The following is a 16941-nucleotide window of genomic DNA, read 5'->3' on the forward strand; positions in this document are numbered from 1 at the left end:
TTCATAATTTCTAAGCACAAAAGGGCTTCCAAGTGAGTTCTTTGTGCTTTTTTTGTATATAATGTAACTAGTAATACGGTTGGAGGTGAGGATTTTGTGGAAAAAACTAGCCATTATTGTGATTTTGATTATTTTTATTGATCCTATATATACGGTCGGTAAAGCAACAGTACAACAAATCATCACATGGGCAACTAATGATGAAATTCAAACGATGCTTCTAGAAACAAAAGACAAAATCGTTGATGTCACAGCAAAACTTTCAGAAGATGCCTCAATCGAAACAGCCACCCCAACAGAAGGAAAGCATGATGAAGCTGAGTTAGTGGCAACGACTGCACTGGCCCTGAAACCTGAAGCCAAGCTCGTTGTAACGAATGCTAAAGAAATGGCAGATGCAATGTATGCTTATTACAGTAGTTTTTCACCAACTTTCGAAATTCAATATAAGGGCAGTACGCAACGCATAGAGCAGCTAGTAGAGGAAGCCTATGACAGAGCCATTAAACGAGATGATTATGTGTATGGCCATATTAGTAAACACTCTATTCGTTATGAATACGGGAAAAAGGTGGCGACAATTTACGGTGAGCAAAGTTATTTGATGACACCTGAACAAGCAGCTTATGTGGAGATGAATGTTCAAGAAATCGTGACTACTCTTAATAAGAGCGCTAAGAGCGATGTAGAAAAAGTGAAGGCGGTCAATGACTATATTGTATCAAATACCGCTTATACGGATAATACAAAAGCAAGTCCACATAGCGCATATACAGTGTTAGCTGAGCATAGGGGTGTTTGCCAAGGCTACGCTTTACTAGCACATTCAATGTTACAAAAACTTGGTATCGAAACACAGTACATTGTCGGCTATGTTGGGCAGGAAGGACATGCTTGGAATTTAGTGAAACTCAACGGTCAATGGTATCATCTCGATACAACGTGGAATGATCCTGTGCCAGATCGTAAAGGCGCTATACGATACCAATATTTTTTAGTTGATGATCGTACAATGGCACGTGATCATACATGGGTTGCAGCTGATTATCCGAAAGCAACAAGTACCATTTATAGTTACTACCATGATATCGACTTTCCTGCACAGGTGGGACAACAATTATTTTATAGCAGTGTCTCTGATGATAATAAATTGTATGTACTTGATATCTCCACAGGTAAATCGACGCGCGTTTCAAGCTCGCGAGCACAGTATATTGTGTATGCTGATGGCTGGCTATACTATAGTAATTATTCACACGGCGCATATTTATCGAAAATCCGCCCTGATGGTAGTGGTGAACAAGTATTGAATCGTGAAGAAACAAAGGATTTATATGTGAAGGATGGCTATCTATACTTCGTGACAGATGAACTGAAGAAAATGGCACTATAACTTTATTCCACATACAACTTAGGCTAAATGGTCGTGATAAGGGGCATATGACATTATAAATTGTCATATGCCCTTTTAGTGCGTTCAATAATGTAATGAATGGGCTGATGCTGACATAAAGATATCTGGATTTGTGGGTACATTGACGTCATGTCTTGTGAAAAGGCCTTTAAAATCAATGGGTTATGCTTTATGGCCCCACCATTACAATATAGGTTAATGGCTTCTCCTTGGTAGTAAATTTTTTTTAACACTGCACAGGCTAAAAGCACCAATTCATGGGCAGCTCTCATTGAGATTTGAATGGCACAAGAATCATTTTTGGTAACGGCATCGGCTAAAAATGCCCCCATTTTTGCAAGCTGAGCATTTGTATAAGATGGGCGGAATATCCACGCAGCAAGATCTGTAACATCCTGAATACGTAAATAACTATAGACGTCATTTTTTAATATTGTCGGTTCACCGCGTCCGTCTTCCATACGAAAAATAGCGCGTACGACCTCTTGCCCTAACCAGTAGCCGCTGCCTTCATCTCCTGCACGATGTCCCCAACCACCAGCGCGTTCAATACGCTTGCCATCAAAAGCGTAGGCAATGGCCCCAGTTCCAGCAATAAGCAAGGCCCCAGTTTGTCCAGCGGTGACACCTAATAATGTTGCCTCTGCATCATTTTCAATAATAAGTGTTTCTATGTCTAACTGTGATTTGGTAATGGCTGCATGTACAATGGCTTTTACGATGGCATGATCCTTCGAAGAGTCAATTCCTGCCATAGCAAAAGTAGCTACAGCAATTTTTGAATGACTTTGCTGTTGCAAAAATGCAAGTACATACGCTAATAGTGCTTGTAAAATCTCAGTGGCGGAGTCAACACCAATTGCTTGATAGTTGGATCCGCCAGCCGTTTTCGTGTATATAATCTCACCGGATTCGGCATGCACAACTGCACATGCCGTTTTTGTTGCACCACCATCAATAATCAGTAACCAATCCTTCATTGATTCCATTCCTCCAAAAACATACCTAATTGTTTTTCTGCTTCAGCAATAGCTGTTTCTTTTAGTTGAATCCATTCATATAGTTTGTGAGCAGAAGCCTTGCATTGCTCAAGTGATGCTCGCATCGTTTCGGGCGCAGGACCGCCTAGCAATGTTCGGATACCTACGAAAAACTCCGGTTTTAAAGTATGGTAGAAATCTTCCTCAGAAATGACTAAAGGTTTACCTGTTACTAGTTTGGATTGTGTATTTGCGAGCCCCCATGTCAGGCTAGCAAGTGATTCTTCATTATGAGCAAGCAATACTTTGATGCATTTACTTACAATACTGTGTGCTTGGCGGAAGGAAATACCTTCAGAGCGTACTAAAGTATCCGCAAGCTCTGTTACATTCGCAAAGCTATTTTCTGCACGATCTCGTAGCTTTTTCTTGTTTACATCCATCGTCACAACGAGGGAACCAAATAATTCGTAAATCCCTACTAAACGATCGATGGCACGCCATAAATAAGGTTGCATATCATCCTCTGTGTCAACGATATCACCAAACGGTGTATTATGTACCATTTGCAGTACCGTACTTGCATCACCAACGACCGCTGATAGCAATGAACGTGTATGCTCAATCGATACAGGGTTGCGCTTTTGAGGCATAATAGAGCTAATTTGTACGTATGGGCTGGCAAGTGTAAATGCATTGAATTCCTGCGTCGCCCATAATAAGAAATCTTGTGATGTGCGGCCAAGATTGAGTGCAGCGAGCTGGACGGTACTTGCAGCTTCAGCTATATAATCAGCCCCTGCTACTGCATCCCAAGCATTTTCGATTATTTCATCAAATGCCAGTAAATCTCGCATTCGTTCGCGACTAATATTAAAGCCAGTAGTCGTTAATGCTGCCGCCCCCATACTGCTACGATTGACTGTTTTGTAGACATTTTGCAGGCGTTCAAAGTCACGGTTCAGTTGGTCAATCACAGCTTTTAAATAATGAGCAAAGGTTGTTGGCTGTGCCTGTTGCGTATGTGTATAACCAATCATTATGGTATCGATATGCTCCTCTGCTGCAGCTACTAAATCATCTCGTAATGTCAGTAGCGCCCGCATAAGCTCTAATAATTTCTTACGCAATGTCATACGATAGATGGCGATACCCATATCATTACGACTTCTACCAATGTGAAGATTTCCAGCAACATCGCCAGCAAATTCGATTAGCTTATTTTCAATGCGGAAAAATAAATCTTCATAGTTCGGGCTGTAATCCTCTATACGATAATAGTTCAAATCTAGTTTCTTTAGTGCGAGGCCGATCTGTTTAGCTTCTTCAGCTTTTACGAGTCCTTGTTCTTCTAACATTTTTAAATGTGCAATATTAATTTGAAGCATAATTATTAAAAAGTTTTTCTTTGCTTCGTCATATGCTGGTTGCAATACAATTTTACGATAAATATTAGACGGGAAAATCATCCCATCTTCTTGCTGGGTTTTGTTACGGAAATCTTCAAACATATCCATTTCCTCCTAATAGATTGACAGTTAAATAGCTGAGCCAGCACTGCCTTTTGATAGCTTTTCAGAAATAATAAGAACAATTAAAATTAAGCAAATTTGTAAGACGCCATAGGCACAGGCTGTTCCAAACTTAAACGCATATAACTTTTGAAAGATCGCGACTGACAGCGGAATTGTAGAAGTACTGTATATAAGAATAGATGCTACGAATTCACCTAGACTTTGGACAAGTGCTAACAATGTCCCTGCTAAAATACCAGTAAAGGTTAGCGGTATAACGATGCGCCTAAATGTATATAACCAGGTAGCACCTAGGCTCCGTGCTGCCTCTTCGATGGATTGATCTAATTGTACAAGAGACGCTGAGGTCGACCTGAAAACTAGCGGTAAATGTCTAATAAAGTATGCCAACGGAAGAATCCAAAATGTACCAATAAGCACCTGATTAAAGGCGAAAATATTTTCTGTACTAAAAGCAGCGATTAAATTGACAGCTACAACTGTTCCGGGTAATGCCCAAGGAACCATAATCAAAATATCTAGCAGTGTTTTCCCTTTGAAATTCAAACGCACCATTGCGTAGGCGGCCGCGACTCCAAATAGTATATTGCCGAGCGTTGCAACAACACCCATTTGAATAGAATTCCAAATTGGTCGCCATGTCCGTTCATCCGTAAAGAGTGCAATATAATGATCAACGGTATAGTCTGTCGGTAAGATTTGTGTTTTCCAAGCACCATCGACTGAGAAAGAAATTAAAATCAGTACTAAAATCGGCAAGATTAAAATTAGCGTGCCTACAAAAGAAGCAATAGTTGCTAAGATTTTCATGCCTTTAGAAGATACTTCAGAACGATGTACGCTAATGCCTTTGCTCAAGTTTTGATAATTGCGGCGGTTTTGATACCAACGCATAATGATTAAAAATGTGATAGACACGAAGGATAAAATCATGGACTGAGTAGCTGCCATCTCCAAATTACCATTTGTGCGTGATAAGTATATTTGCATGGTCATCGTGCGTTCTACGCCAAACATTAGAGGAGCTGTATAGGATGCCATAGAAATCATAAAGACAAGTAGCGCAGAGGCAATAATTGAAGGCGTTAACATAGGTAAAATAACCTTTGTCCATACACGGATACGCCCAGCTCCTAAGCTAGTAGCTGCTTCCTCAAGAGAAGGATCTAATCCTTTAATGGCGGCGGAAGCGGTTAAGTAGAAGTATGTGTACATGGTGAATGTATGCACAACAATTACGCCCCAGATACCATTTAACGAAAATGGGACTTGATCTAGGCCGAACAGATGCTGGAGTGCTCGAGGGAAGATACCACTATCCCCGTACAAGAATGTAAAAGAAAGTACACCTACAAGTGGGGGAAGCGCCATGGGTACCAGTACTAAAATAGCGAGCAAACGTCTACCTGGAAAATCATAGCGTTCCAACAAAAAGGCCATGGTCACGCCGACAATTGCACAACAAATAACACTGATGATAGATATATATAAACTAGTCCACAGTGCCTCGAGGTTTGCAGGACTTGCTAGACTGAAAAACTTTTTATAATGAGAGAGCGCATCATCGCCAGTAAAGCTTTGAATAAAAGTTTGATAGAAGGGATACACCACATAGGCGAACAACACTAAAAATAATGGTGAAATTAAAATATACACAAACCATTTAGATTGGGTTAGTCGTACCCATGCGTTATCTTGATAAGAATCGACAGGCTGTTTTTCCATAGTGGTCCCCTCCTATTCCCCTAAGAAGTACAGTGAATCTTGTGCAATATGCAAGGTGATGTCTTCGCCAATTTGTTTTAACTGGCCGTTAGAATTAATAATCATGACTTTCAGTGAAAATTCCGTAAAATCAACAATGTAATTTACACTAACACCCGTAAATTCGACAAAAGAGATTTTACCAATAAGTTTGTTTTCACCAGGACCTAGGTTAACGGATTCAGGACGAATAGATATAAACACTTTGTCTCCAATCATATGCGTTAAAGTAGGGGAGCTGTGTTGCTTTCGCCCAATAAAATTTAGTCCATTCACCGTTTTTGCCTGTATGTCATCGCCATTAATGGATTCTATTGTAGCTTCAATTAGATTTGTTTCGCCAATAAAGTCAGCAACGAAACGGTTCAATGGACGATTATAAATTTCCTGCGGTGTACCAATTTGTTTAATAATGCCCTGTTCCATCACCATAATGCGATCAGACATGGCCATCGCTTCCATTTGGTCATGCGTGACATAAATTGTTGTGACACCGAGTTCCGTTTGAATACGCTTTATTTCAATACGTGTTTCCTCACGTAATTTAGCATCTAAATTGGACAAAGGTTCGTCGAGTAATAGAATGTCTGGTTCAATAACAAGTGCTCGTGCTAACGCAACACGTTGCTGTTGACCGCCAGATAACTCATTGATTTTACGTCTACCATATTGTTCTAAATGTACAAGTCCGCGAATTCGATCAACTTTTTGCGTTATCTCAGTTTTCGAAAGCTTTCGTACTTGTAAACCAAAAGCAATATTTTCATCTACGGTCATATGTGGAAAGAGAGCATAGTTTTGAAACACCATACCGATATTGCGTTTATTTGGCTGAAGTAATGTCACGTCTCGATCATCGAAAAGAATTTTTCCTTCAGTTGGGTAATAAAAGCCAGCAATCATGCGTAGTGTTGTCGTTTTTCCACAACCGCTAGGGCCGAGGAAAGTGAAAAATTCACCGGCTTTAATAGTAAGGTTTAAATCTTTTACACCAGGTACTTGACCAAATTGCTTCGAGACATTTTCTATTTTGACACTTTTCATATGCAATGCTCCTCTCTCACTAACAACTAGTTGTACAGGAAACCTCGAGCAAAAAATTACTCGAGGTTCTAAAAACGTAATTTATTTACTATTTCCCACGGCCTTTAATATTCGTATCCCAATGCTCCATCCACTCAGCTTCTTTATCAGACATAAGTTGCCAATCAATATCAAATGTTTTTAAATCTAAGTCCTGATACCATTCAGGCATTGTTGCTTTGTCGATATCTGAGCGCGTTGGGATTTGGTAGTAATCATTGGCTAATTTCGTTACCATTTCTTTTTCAAATAAAAACTCTACGAATAGTTGAGCGTTTTCCACATTTTTCGCATTTTTTACGACAGCAACACCATCTACTAAAATAGGAGCGCCACTCTTAGGATAAATATAATCAAATGGATAGTCGGTTGTATATTTCTTTAGCAAAATATCTTGCAAATTCCATAAGGAAATGCTACCTTCTTGGCGAGTTAGTTTTAAGTAAAGTGCATTTGGATCTTGTGTATATTCTTTCGTATTGGCATCTAATTTTAGTAACCAATCATAGCCTTTCTCAGGTGATTCCACACCTTGTCGTACAATCATGGAAGAATAGATTGTACGCATCGTCCCAGAGGCTAATACACCTCGAATTAAGATTTGATCTTTCCACTTTTGATCCAGTAAATCGTCCCAATCCTGTGGGCCGGTTTCTTGAGTTAGTAAATCACTATTAATCATAATTACTTCTGGTAATAACATTTCACCGAACCAACGACCTTCTACGTCTGTATGATTAGCATCAATTGCATCGTTAAAGCTTGGTTTCCAGGCGTGTAGTAAATCTTCATTTGCACCAACAATTAGTGCTGACTGTGTGCCTCCCCACCAAAAATCTGCCTGAGGGTTGGCTTTTTCGCCTCGCAGGCGCTCTAAGATTTGCTGCGCACCCATTGTTAAAAACTCCACTTCAATATCCGGGTACTTCTCATTAAACTGATCGATTACGTCTTGCACCATTTCCTCATCACGCCCTGTGTAGATCACAAGCTTACCTGACGGAGGTGTTTCTACATCTGCTTTGTCGCCATTTGTTGCATCGTTTGTTGTAGTTTTTTTGTCGTCGTTACTACAAGCCGCTAACATAATGACCATCAATACAAATAAGAAACTGAAAATACGCATTTTTTTCATAATCATCTTCCCCTTTCTACGTAGTGAGTAGCTTACATATTGCAGTATAATACTTACAAAGAACATTAATGTTAGAATAATTAAAAAATTCTAACATTATAAACATCTTAAACTAAGTAAATAATGGTTATCAATGGAATTTAAAAAAATGTCAAAAAAACTCCTTAAAAATGGGGATTTCCACTTTTAAGGAGTTTTGTATTTCTTGACAATGAAAGGGATATGAAACCCCACACCCAAGTTTATTTTAATCTTCCTACGAAAGTCACTGCCTAATTTACAATCACTTTTTGAACTTTAATGTCAATCAGGCGCTTCCAGGCTCAAAAGTACTTTTCTTGTGACGTAGCTGAGCGAGTATTGTCGGAAGCATCATACCTAAAATGACAAGAACAATACCAATTACTTGTAAATAAGTGAGCGGTTCATGTAAAACAATTACGGAAACTGTCACAGCAACAGGTAATTCGATTGCACTTAAAATGGAGGCAAGGCCCCCACCAACTTTTGGCACAGCAATAGAAAATAAATAAATCGGTAAAATAATACCGAAAAGTCCGAGAGCTAGTCCAAACTTCCATAAACCTTCAGTAAATAATTTTCCGTTCCATGCAATTTCAGGACTTAAGAAAATACTAATCATGATGAGTGCAACGAAGGAAACAATCAATACACGCGCTGTGGTTGTTACACCTTCAACAGGGCGAGAGTTAAACTGAATAAAGCAAGCAAAAGTAAATGCAGCAGCAAAGCCGAATATCCAACCTTGAATCGCAATACCGCTTAAATCTACATTCAATATACCAGCAGCTAAAATTGTCCCAGCAAATAGGACAATGAGGGAAATCACTTCAGGTCGACTTGGCCAACGTTTATGAAGTGCACAATCCAACAATAAGCCAATCCACGTAAATTGGAAGAGCATTACAACTGCAAGAGATGCAGGTAAATATTTCAATGATTCACCATACACAATACCTGTAATCCCGGTAAATATCCCGGCACTAACCATAATCAATAAGCCTTTTTTCGAAATCTTTGGTATCTGTCTTTGCGTAACTATAAAGATAGTCGCAACCAACATAAAGCCAATAATATATTGACTAGATACCGCCTCTGCTGACGTAAAGCCATGTAACATTGCTACTTTAACGATTGTTGATAGAATTCCGTAGCTACTTGATGCGATGACTATCAAGAGAGGATAGAGTAAATTAGTTTTCATGCTATTTTATGTCACATCCTAAATCTGTTTCACCATATGATGAAAGGGTTCGTCGATTATAGACCATGGCTCTGTAATAACAAATCCCATACGTTCATATAAACGACGAGCGTCTTCTTTTTGCGTTTCAACATTTAATGATAACTTTTTAAAATTATATTTTTTCGTCTGTTCTTCAGCAAATTGTAATAATAATGTGCCGATTCCTTTTCCACGAGCCTCAGGTGCCACACAAACTGTATCTATATAGTATTCATCTTCATGAGCCTCTTTATCGATGACAATACTTGGCGCATTTTTTGCTTCAAGCCACTTTACAAGATTTACGTCCATGTCAATGGCTTGTTCGCCGTTATAATAAACAAGAATGCCTAAGACCTGTTCATGTTCTACAGCAACAAAAGTATTTAAATAGGAATGGCGGTTATCTTCTCGTTTGAAAAGTACTATAAGTGCTTGCTCAACAGCCTCTGGTGTTTGTTCACCAGTTAAACGGTTTGCGATATCACCAATAGCGTCAATAATTAATGGTACAACGGCATGGGCATCCTGTGGTTGCGCTTGTCGAATTGAAATACTCATCTTCAAAATCCCTACCTTTCTATAGGCAAGTATAACAAAGATAGAGGATGTCACAAACTTTTGAAATATTCACTACTTTATGGAAGGAATCTTTCAGTATTTTTCCGAAAGTTTAAAACTTTATATGAAATCAAATTTCGTGTTAATCTAAAATGAACAGACTTTCGGGAGGACAACAATGACAAAGGAAGATAAGGATTTTATTTTAGTCTATGGTGACGCTTTTATTGACTATATTGCAGATGATGTAACGAACACATCTTTTACTAAATATATGGGTGGTGCGACAGTAAACGTAGCTGCTGGCATTAGCCGTATCGGTGCACCCTCTGCACTGATTACAATAACGGGAGATGACGAAACTTCGCAATTCGTCCGAGACGGCCTTGTAAAAGAAGGGGTAAGCCTAGATTATGCGGTATTTGACCCAGCAAAGCGTGTCAGTGGGGTTTATGTACATTTAACAGAAGTATGTGAGCGTATTTTCAAGGACTATGTTGATGAGACACCAGATTTACAAGTAGAGGCAAGCCAATTAAATGAAGCAGCTTTTAAACACGCTTCAGCATTAATTGTGTGTTCAGGTACTATGTTCCATCCTACTGCCTTGACAACAACTCGCTCCGCAGTCGATATGGCGAAGGATAGAGGAGCAATAATCGCAATGGACGCCAATATTCGTCCATTACGTTGGAGCAGCGAAGAAATTTGCCGCGAGACCATTACTTCATTTTTCGAAAATGTCGATATTTTAAAAGTAACGGATGATGAGCTGTTTTTCTTAACTGAAACAACCTCAATAGATGAGGGGATTCAGCAATTAGACAGTTATTTAGTACCCATCGTTTTAGTAACGGTAGGTGAAGAGGGCACATACGCAGTATTGAACGGCGAGGTTATCCATGTACCAACAGAAAAGGTTGTGCCAGTAGATACAACAGGTGCAGGTGATGCCTTTATGGCGGGAGTATTACGAGATGTACATTACAATGGCTTACCAACGACTGAGGATGAGCTTGTGCGCTGTGTTAGTTTTGGCAATAAGTTAGGTGCCTTAGCAGCAACAAAGGCAGGCGCATTAACAGCTCTGCCATACTATGATGATATAAAGCATTTGTTAAAGTAGTAGTTTGGAGCGTGCAGATGATGGAAAAAAACTATGATGTGTTAGTAAAAGATCGGCTTTATTTTGGTGGCGCAAAGGATGCAGAGGCGGCATTTGCAAATGAATCAGTTGATGTCGTAATTGATGTTCGGGTTAATGGATTATCTACTGAGGAACAAGTAAAAGTGAACTATACGTACAAGCATTTACCGATTGCAGATGAAGAAGAAGAAGTGGCATCATCCATTGAAAAGGTTGCACAAGAAATTGTTACAACCTATGAAGCCGGTCAGAAGGTATACTTCCATTGCGGTAGTGGCGGCGGACGAGCGGGTGTAGCAGCAACGGCTGTATTAATGGAGCTAGGCTTGGCGAGTACTTTAGAGGAAGCGGAGCAAGCTGTGAAAAATGCCCGTTCACAAGTAACAATTCGACCAAATATGGCGAAGGCTTTAACGAAATTGTATAAATAAAACAAAAAGAGGTACCAATCTTAGCTTTGGTATATCTTTTCAGACTGTAGACTAACTTTCGAAGAAATTTGAGTTGGCCTACAGTCTTTTTCTTTTTGAATAAAATAGTAAGAAACCGTTGATTTCTGCTTCAAGCGCCCTTTACGCAGGCACGGCTCCAACTAATTTTTGCGGTAGGTGTTGATGCAAGTATTTTTCTTTAAACTTACAGAAATGCTATGCTCAAGTGATTTTATCATGAAGTTTTTTTGTTCTATACATATTAGAACAAAATTTGTTATAGTTATATTATAACAAAGAATGAGGTGGTTTGTATGTTGGAGGAGTTAGATAAAATTCCTTGGGCCGTAATTGCGCCATTGATTCTGGTTCAAATTATTTTAATGATAGTAGCACTTATCGATTTACGTAAAATTCATGAAACGAATGGCCCGAAAATTTTATGGGTTTTTATTATTCTGTTTGTCAATCTACTTGGCCCAATTGCTTACTTTATAGTTGGGAGAAAGCAATCATGACGACAATACTACAGGTAACAGGGCTGACAAAGCGCTTTGCAGAGAAAACAGTTGTAGATGCAATCAGTTTTACCTTAGAGGAACATACCTCAACAGCATTGATTGGACCGAATGGTGCAGGTAAGACAACGACTTTATCGATGTTAACGGGCTTATTAAAGCCAACAATCGGTAACGTAGAGCTATCAGGTGTAGATTTGCGTGCAAACATTGGTTTTTTGCCACAATACCCGCAGTTTCATCCTTGGTTAAGTGCACTAGAGTTTACAGAAATGGCTGCGAGGCTAAATGGTGTGCCTAGTAAAAAAGCAAAAGCAGATGCTCAAAAAACACTAGAGTTTGTGGGTCTAGAGAACGCTTTAAATAAAAAAATCGCGACATTTTCAGGTGGTATGAAGCAACGCCTTGGTATTTCCCAGGCAATTGTGCATAAGCCTAAATTACTTTTACTGGATGAACCCGTATCTGCATTAGACCCAGTTGGACGTAGAGAAGTTTTAGATTTGTTGAAAGGTTTACAACAAGAGACAACAATTTTATATTCGACACACATTTTAAATGATGCTGAAGAAATGACAGACCAATTATTATTTTTACGTGATGGAAAGCTTGTGGAGCAAGGAACATTGCGCGAGGTGAGGCAACGTTTTGATGAGCCTCGTTATGTAGTAGAATTTAGCACTGAAGAAGAGGCGCGACTTTTTGCTAGTCATTCAGAGCTTTTTGGTAAAGCACAAGGATGCTATGTATTTGTAGATATTCAGGAGGAAGAACCGACTATGCAGCAGTTACTGCAACAACTTAGTGCTTGTCCCTATAACGTACGAAAAGTAGCACGGCAAACGGCATCACTGGAGGAAATTTTTATGAAGGTGGCGAAAAGGGTATGAATGGCTTTAGCGTACTTCTTCAAAAGGAATTTAGGGAGGCTTGGCGTAGTTGGAAGTTTTTATGGATACCACTGGTTTTCGCGCTGCTGGGTATGACTGATCCTTTGACAAACTACTACATGATGGATATTTTATCGGCTGTCGGTAATGTACCTGAAGGTTTTGAAATGTTAATGCCAGAATTGGGACCCGCTGATTTATTGCAGGCGTCAATTGGACAGTTTCAGACGATTGGGCTCCTTGTACTGATGGCTTCGTTTGTCGGTACTATTAGTAAAGAGCGAGCGAATGGAATGGCTACCTTAATGTATGTGCGACCAATTTCGTTTCGCGCATACTTTATGAGTAAATTTGTTGTCATGAGCACTGTTGGTTTCATTAGCATCGTTGCTGGATATTCGGCAAGTGTTTACTATATAGCTGTGTTATATGGAACATTTGAAGGAGCTACTTTGATAGCAAGTATTGGCACGTATTTTGTATGGCTATTATTTGTATTTGCAGTAACGTTGATGATGAGTGCTACATTTACATCCGTAGTTGCAACAGCAGGTGCATTTGTCATTATTTTTGTTGGGCAAATTATGGATGCATTTGTTGGCGTATTTTGGACAGTAACACCATGGAAACTTCCGACATATGGCGTACAGTTGATTCGTGGCACAATGGAGATGTCTGATTACTGGTGGAGTTTAGCTGTTACATTGGTAATTACGATAGTTTGTATGAACATTGGCGTTTTGACAATGAAGAAAAATGTAGCAATGACAAAAATTTAGCCTATGCTTTTTTTCAATAGGGCGCACAAGCAGATAGAAATGACGAAATTAATTACTGCGATTCAGATTCTATTATCACGCTGAAGTTACAGAGTTGTAGATTGTTCTAGAAAACAAAACCGAGTGCGCTTGTCGCATTCGGTTTTGCTGTTATGGTTAATCATTATCCGACAGAGAGAATAATCGATTGACAGGAGAGTAGGATAGAGAGTCTACCGGCAATGGCGAAGTCATCCATAAAGCCTGCATCGATTGAGGAATGTTTTCCCGCTGTACAATATAATAAATTTGTTACATTTTTACCCATTTTGCTGCTGTGTGGCACATAAGGCAAGGCTGTGCACTTGCATATAAGATACAATCTGATAAGTTTGGTGTCTAATTTTATGCGAAAGATTCACTGCGCTAGCAATCTGTACACCACCTTTTAGGATAATGGCGCTGTACGGCTTTCCACCATCTGCAACATTATCTGTAGCGAGTTTTGTCAATGCTTCCAGCACAGATAAATGTTCTGTCAAAGCTAATAACGTGATTTGTGTGACGTACGCTCACTACTCCTCTTGGAATATCCATAACTTAGGAATATAATGTAGCTATAACTCGATATTTGTCAAATAACTCGAAAATATAAGATTTTAATAGGAAGATAGGTGACAAGATTGGTTACACAAAATTCCGATCGGTTTCTTACAGCCTTTAATCGCATTGATCATAGGCTACGGGATATCGTTGGTGCGAAGGATTTTATGCCTTTTTACCGTCTTATAGATCAAGCAAAGAAGAAGGATGTATTAGTCCGTAAATATGAAGATGATTTACGTTCCTATGCAGATTTACGCAATGCCATTGTCCATCATCGTACGTCCATGGAATATGTAATCGCTGAACCTCATGTAGATGTGGTAGAACGAATTGAATATATGGATGCTACGCTTGCCAAGCCGACACTTGTCGGTCAAATGTTTCGGAAAAAAGTACATGTTTTTCAAGAAAGGGACTCATTAAAGCATGTATTAAAAGTCATTCGTACTCGTAAATTTACACAGTTTCCGGTGTATCATAAAGATCAATTCAAAGGTCTTATCACAACGGTAGGGATTGCAAACTGGCTTGCCACGATGATGGGAGGAAATCAAATACCAAAGCAGGTACCTACCTTACATGACATATTATTGCATGAAAAAAATAGAGTGAATTACAAATTTGTGAGTCGATACATAACGATATATGAAGCTGAGGAGATTTTTAAGCAGGGGGTCGAACGGGGGCGCCGTTTTGAGGCACTTTTAATAACGGAGCATGGAAAAGCACAACAAAAATTAATGGGTATTGTGACACCTTTAGACATTATGAAAGTAGATTAAGCAAAACGGGACAAGCTATTAAGGGCTTGCTTGTCTCGCTTTGTCTTTTAGGCTGATATATAAGGAGCCCGTTGTTTGAACCTGAGCAAAAAAGACATCTTCCACCGATTGGACATTTTGTTTCTTTAGCTTTTTTATGAGCCATTCTTCGGTTAATTCAAGTTCAACTAAATTTTCATAAATGAGCTGACCATCTGATACCACTTCTGTTGGCAAATAAGTAGGTGGTGAAATATCGGCTTTGACATCTTGTTTCGTAGCCGGTTGTTCAGAAGTTCTTTGTAGCACGCTAAGTTTACCGTTTGTTTCAAGCAGTGCATATTGCACATCTTGAACAGAAAAAATGGATTGTTCCCGTAGCATCATTGTTAGCTCATCCATATGCAACCGATTTTTCTTCAATCCTGATTCTAAAATAAGACCATTTTGGACAACAATAGTTGGTTTGTCATCAACGAGTACACGGGCTTTTTTCGATTTAATGGTAATAATAGTCATTAAATAAGTTAAAACACTCCACCAAATAAGAGAGATGATACCATCTAAAAAAGGGGTTTCGTGCTGTGAGGCTATTTCTGATGCAATCGATCCAAATGTAATCCCTGTGATGTAATGGAAAAATGTCAATTGCCCAAGTTGCTTTTTACCAAGTATACGGGCCAAAATAAGTAACGCAAAGAATGAAAGTGTAGTACGAAGAATCATTTCCCAAAAGTTTGCATGAAAGAAACTATCCATATATTAATCAACTCCTTTTACAGCTGTCGTTGCATAGCTTGTGCAAAAGGAGAGATTGTATGCGACAATCACTAACAATAAGAAAGTTTAGAAAGTGTGATGACGGTTATGAACAGACAAATAGGGAATTTTAACAACCCTGTCTATCCGATAATGATTGCTATTGGTGTTGCCCATCTTATCAATGATACGATGCAGGCAGTTATTCCGGCGATGTTCCCGATTCTGAAGAGTGATTTAGGTTTAACCTTTACACAAATCGGGCTCATTTCATTTGTGTTAAATATATTTGCATCTGCCTTACAGCCGATTGTTGGTTTTGTTAGTGATAAAAAGCCGATGCCGTACGCTTTACCAATCGGTATGATTAGTTCATTTATCGGTATTGCCATTTTAGCCTTTACAACACAATACTGGGTAATCATTATAGCTGTATTATTTTTAGGCTTTGGTTCAGCCATTTTTCACCCAGAAGGCTCTCGTGTATCATTTATGGCTGCTGGTTCTAAAAGAGGTTTAGCACAGTCTATATATCAAGTTGGAGGAAACTCTGGCCAAGCACTTGCACCGCTTATTAGTGCTTATATTTTAGACATTTTTGGGCAACGTGGAGCAGCGTTTGTTTTACTATTAACAACGTTCGGTATACTTTTATTAAGTAAGATAGCCAAATGGTATAAGAAGCAACTAGAGCAAGAACGGACATCAAATAAAAAGAAAACACTAGTTTCATCTTTACCACCACTTACAAAGAAACAAGTGGGCATTGCATTAACATTATTATTTACTATTATTTTTGCACGATCATTTTATACAACAAATATTACGAGCTTTTATGTGTTTTATTTGATGGACCATTATGATGTGAATTTACGTCTCGGTCAAATTCTAATATTTACTTTTATGGCTTTTGGGGTCATTGGGACATTTTTTGGGGGGTCTTTATCAGACCGTATTGGTAGAAAAAATGTAATCCTATTATCCGTTGTGGTACCACTGCCGTTTTGTTTAGCACTGCCTTATGTACCATTATGGGCTGCGGTGATATTCTTAGTCATTATAGGGACACTTATTATGATTAGCTTCTCTGTAACGGTTGTCTATGCACAAGAGCTAGTACCTTCTAAAATTGGTACTATGGCAGGTTTAACTACAGGCTTTGCATTTGGTATGGGAGCGATTGGTGCGATGGTAATTGGTGTGCTAATGGATCATAAGGGGATAGATTTTACCATGATGGTCGTTTCGATATTGCCGTTATTATTATTGGTGGCGTTTTTCTTACCAAAGGATAAACCAGCCTCAGCTCCTTTGTAAGGTTCAGACGGATAGATGAAACAACACGCCCCTGTT

General features: G+C 39.1%; 16 protein-coding genes. 8 read left to right on the forward strand and 8 right to left on the reverse strand.

Annotation, left to right across the window (positions count from 1 at the left end; all coding sequences use genetic code 11):
• Window positions 1-85 precede the first annotated feature (85 nt).
• Entirely contained in the window at window positions 86-1393 is a 1308-nt protein-coding gene (locus C9J31_RS01070; protein ID WP_238602165.1) for a transglutaminase domain-containing protein, read from the forward strand.
• 53 nt (window positions 1394-1446) lie between these two features.
• On the opposite strand, the gene C9J31_RS01075 is transcribed toward C9J31_RS01070, so the two are convergent.
• From C9J31_RS01075 to C9J31_RS01105, 7 genes are all read right to left on the reverse strand, one after another.
• A complete protein-coding gene (locus C9J31_RS01075) occupies window positions 1447-2394 on the reverse strand; it encodes an N-acetylglucosamine kinase (protein ID WP_107950665.1) in 948 nt (315 codons plus the stop codon).
• Window positions 2391-3905, reverse strand: coding sequence for an argininosuccinate lyase (argH, locus tag C9J31_RS01080; protein WP_107926047.1), 1515 nt, complete (start codon window positions 3903-3905; stop codon window positions 2391-2393). The genes C9J31_RS01075 and argH overlap by 4 nt, the downstream gene beginning before the upstream one ends.
• Before the next feature lie 27 nt (window positions 3906-3932).
• On the reverse strand, window positions 3933-5654 hold the full coding sequence (locus C9J31_RS01085; RefSeq protein ID WP_107950666.1) for an ABC transporter permease: 1722 nt from the start codon (window positions 5652-5654) through the stop codon (window positions 3933-3935).
• A gap of 12 nt (window positions 5655-5666) precedes the next feature.
• A complete protein-coding gene (locus tag C9J31_RS01090) occupies window positions 5667-6737 on the reverse strand; it encodes an ABC transporter ATP-binding protein (RefSeq protein WP_107950667.1) in 1071 nt (356 codons plus the stop codon).
• 88 nt (window positions 6738-6825) lie between these two features.
• Complete coding sequence (locus C9J31_RS01095; protein ID WP_107950668.1) at window positions 6826-7911, reverse strand: extracellular solute-binding protein; 1086 nt, start codon at window positions 7909-7911, stop codon at window positions 6826-6828.
• 307 nt (window positions 7912-8218) lie between these two features.
• Window positions 8219-9136 (reverse strand): EamA family transporter, encoded by a 918-nt coding sequence (locus C9J31_RS01100; protein ID WP_107950669.1) that lies wholly within the window; start codon window positions 9134-9136, stop codon window positions 8219-8221.
• Between the two features lie 18 nt (window positions 9137-9154).
• Entirely contained in the window at window positions 9155-9718 is a 564-nt protein-coding gene (locus C9J31_RS01105; protein WP_107950670.1) for a GNAT family N-acetyltransferase, read from the reverse strand.
• A 178-nt stretch (window positions 9719-9896) separates the two neighbouring features.
• Here C9J31_RS01105 and C9J31_RS01110 point away from each other — a divergent pair, with 178 nt between their 5' ends.
• From C9J31_RS01110 to C9J31_RS01135, 6 genes are all read left to right on the forward strand, one after another.
• Window positions 9897-10844, forward strand: a complete 948-nt coding sequence (locus C9J31_RS01110) for a carbohydrate kinase family protein (RefSeq protein ID WP_107950671.1) — start codon at window positions 9897-9899, stop codon at window positions 10842-10844.
• Between the two features lie 17 nt (window positions 10845-10861).
• Window positions 10862-11296 carry a protein-tyrosine phosphatase family protein gene (locus C9J31_RS01115; RefSeq protein ID WP_235616377.1) on the forward strand — a complete coding sequence of 145 codons (435 nt, stop codon included), beginning with the start codon at window positions 10862-10864 and terminating at the stop codon, window positions 11294-11296.
• Between the two features lie 314 nt (window positions 11297-11610).
• The gene (locus tag C9J31_RS01120) at window positions 11611-11814 is read left to right on the forward strand and encodes a PLDc N-terminal domain-containing protein (RefSeq protein WP_107950672.1); all 204 of its coding nucleotides are present in this window, start codon (window positions 11611-11613) and stop codon (window positions 11812-11814) included.
• Window positions 11811-12704: an ABC transporter ATP-binding protein gene (locus C9J31_RS01125; protein WP_107950673.1), complete on the forward strand. Its 894-nt coding sequence runs from the start codon at window positions 11811-11813 to the stop codon at window positions 12702-12704. The genes C9J31_RS01120 and C9J31_RS01125 overlap by 4 nt, the downstream gene beginning before the upstream one ends.
• Complete coding sequence (locus C9J31_RS01130; RefSeq protein ID WP_107950674.1) at window positions 12701-13483, forward strand: ABC transporter permease; 783 nt, start codon at window positions 12701-12703, stop codon at window positions 13481-13483. The genes C9J31_RS01125 and C9J31_RS01130 overlap by 4 nt, the downstream gene beginning before the upstream one ends.
• Window positions 13484-14136: 653 nt before the next feature.
• Window positions 14137-14850 carry a CBS domain-containing protein gene (locus C9J31_RS01135; RefSeq protein WP_235616378.1) on the forward strand — a complete coding sequence of 238 codons (714 nt, stop codon included), beginning with the start codon at window positions 14137-14139 and terminating at the stop codon, window positions 14848-14850.
• An 18-nt stretch (window positions 14851-14868) separates the two neighbouring features.
• Here the strand turns inward: C9J31_RS01135 and C9J31_RS01140 are convergent, their stop codons facing one another.
• The gene (locus C9J31_RS01140) at window positions 14869-15588 is read right to left on the reverse strand and encodes a YetF domain-containing protein (RefSeq protein ID WP_107950676.1); all 720 of its coding nucleotides are present in this window, start codon (window positions 15586-15588) and stop codon (window positions 14869-14871) included.
• Between the two features lie 108 nt (window positions 15589-15696).
• Between C9J31_RS01140 and C9J31_RS01145 the strand changes: the two genes are divergently transcribed.
• Entirely contained in the window at window positions 15697-16905 is a 1209-nt protein-coding gene (locus tag C9J31_RS01145; protein ID WP_107926065.1) for an MFS transporter, read from the forward strand.
• Window positions 16906-16941: the final 36 nt, after the last annotated feature.

The organism is Lysinibacillus parviboronicapiens, assembly GCF_003049605.2.
Taxonomy (GTDB): Bacteria; Bacillota; Bacilli; order Bacillales_A; family Planococcaceae; genus Lysinibacillus; species Lysinibacillus parviboronicapiens.

Excerpts from the sequence above, each read along its gene's own strand:
- C9J31_RS01075 (WP_107950665.1), bottom strand. The coding sequence starts at position 2,394 with ATGAAGGATTGGTTACTGATTATTGATGGTGGTGCAACAAAAACGGCA.
- argH (WP_107926047.1), bottom strand. The coding sequence starts at position 3,905 with ATGTTTGAAGATTTCCGTAACAAAACCCAGCAAGAAGATGGGATGATT.
- C9J31_RS01085 (WP_107950666.1), bottom strand. The coding sequence starts at position 5,654 with ATGGAAAAACAGCCTGTCGATTCTTATCAAGATAACGCATGGGTACGA.
- C9J31_RS01090 (WP_107950667.1), bottom strand. The coding sequence starts at position 6,737 with ATGAAAAGTGTCAAAATAGAAAATGTCTCGAAGCAATTTGGTCAAGTA.
- C9J31_RS01095 (WP_107950668.1), bottom strand. The coding sequence starts at position 7,911 with ATGAAAAAAATGCGTATTTTCAGTTTCTTATTTGTATTGATGGTCATT.
- C9J31_RS01100 (WP_107950669.1), bottom strand. The coding sequence starts at position 9,136 with ATGAAAACTAATTTACTCTATCCTCTCTTGATAGTCATCGCATCAAGT.
- C9J31_RS01105 (WP_107950670.1), bottom strand. The coding sequence starts at position 9,718 with ATGAGTATTTCAATTCGACAAGCGCAACCACAGGATGCCCATGCCGTT.
- C9J31_RS01110 (WP_107950671.1), top strand. The coding sequence starts at position 9,897 with ATGACAAAGGAAGATAAGGATTTTATTTTAGTCTATGGTGACGCTTTT.
- C9J31_RS01115 (WP_235616377.1), top strand. The coding sequence starts at position 10,862 with ATGATGGAAAAAAACTATGATGTGTTAGTAAAAGATCGGCTTTATTTT.
- C9J31_RS01120 (WP_107950672.1), top strand. The coding sequence starts at position 11,611 with ATGTTGGAGGAGTTAGATAAAATTCCTTGGGCCGTAATTGCGCCATTG.
- C9J31_RS01125 (WP_107950673.1), top strand. The coding sequence starts at position 11,811 with ATGACGACAATACTACAGGTAACAGGGCTGACAAAGCGCTTTGCAGAG.
- C9J31_RS01130 (WP_107950674.1), top strand. The coding sequence starts at position 12,701 with ATGAATGGCTTTAGCGTACTTCTTCAAAAGGAATTTAGGGAGGCTTGG.
- C9J31_RS01140 (WP_107950676.1), bottom strand. The coding sequence starts at position 15,588 with ATGGATAGTTTCTTTCATGCAAACTTTTGGGAAATGATTCTTCGTACT.
- C9J31_RS01145 (WP_107926065.1), top strand. The coding sequence starts at position 15,697 with ATGAACAGACAAATAGGGAATTTTAACAACCCTGTCTATCCGATAATG.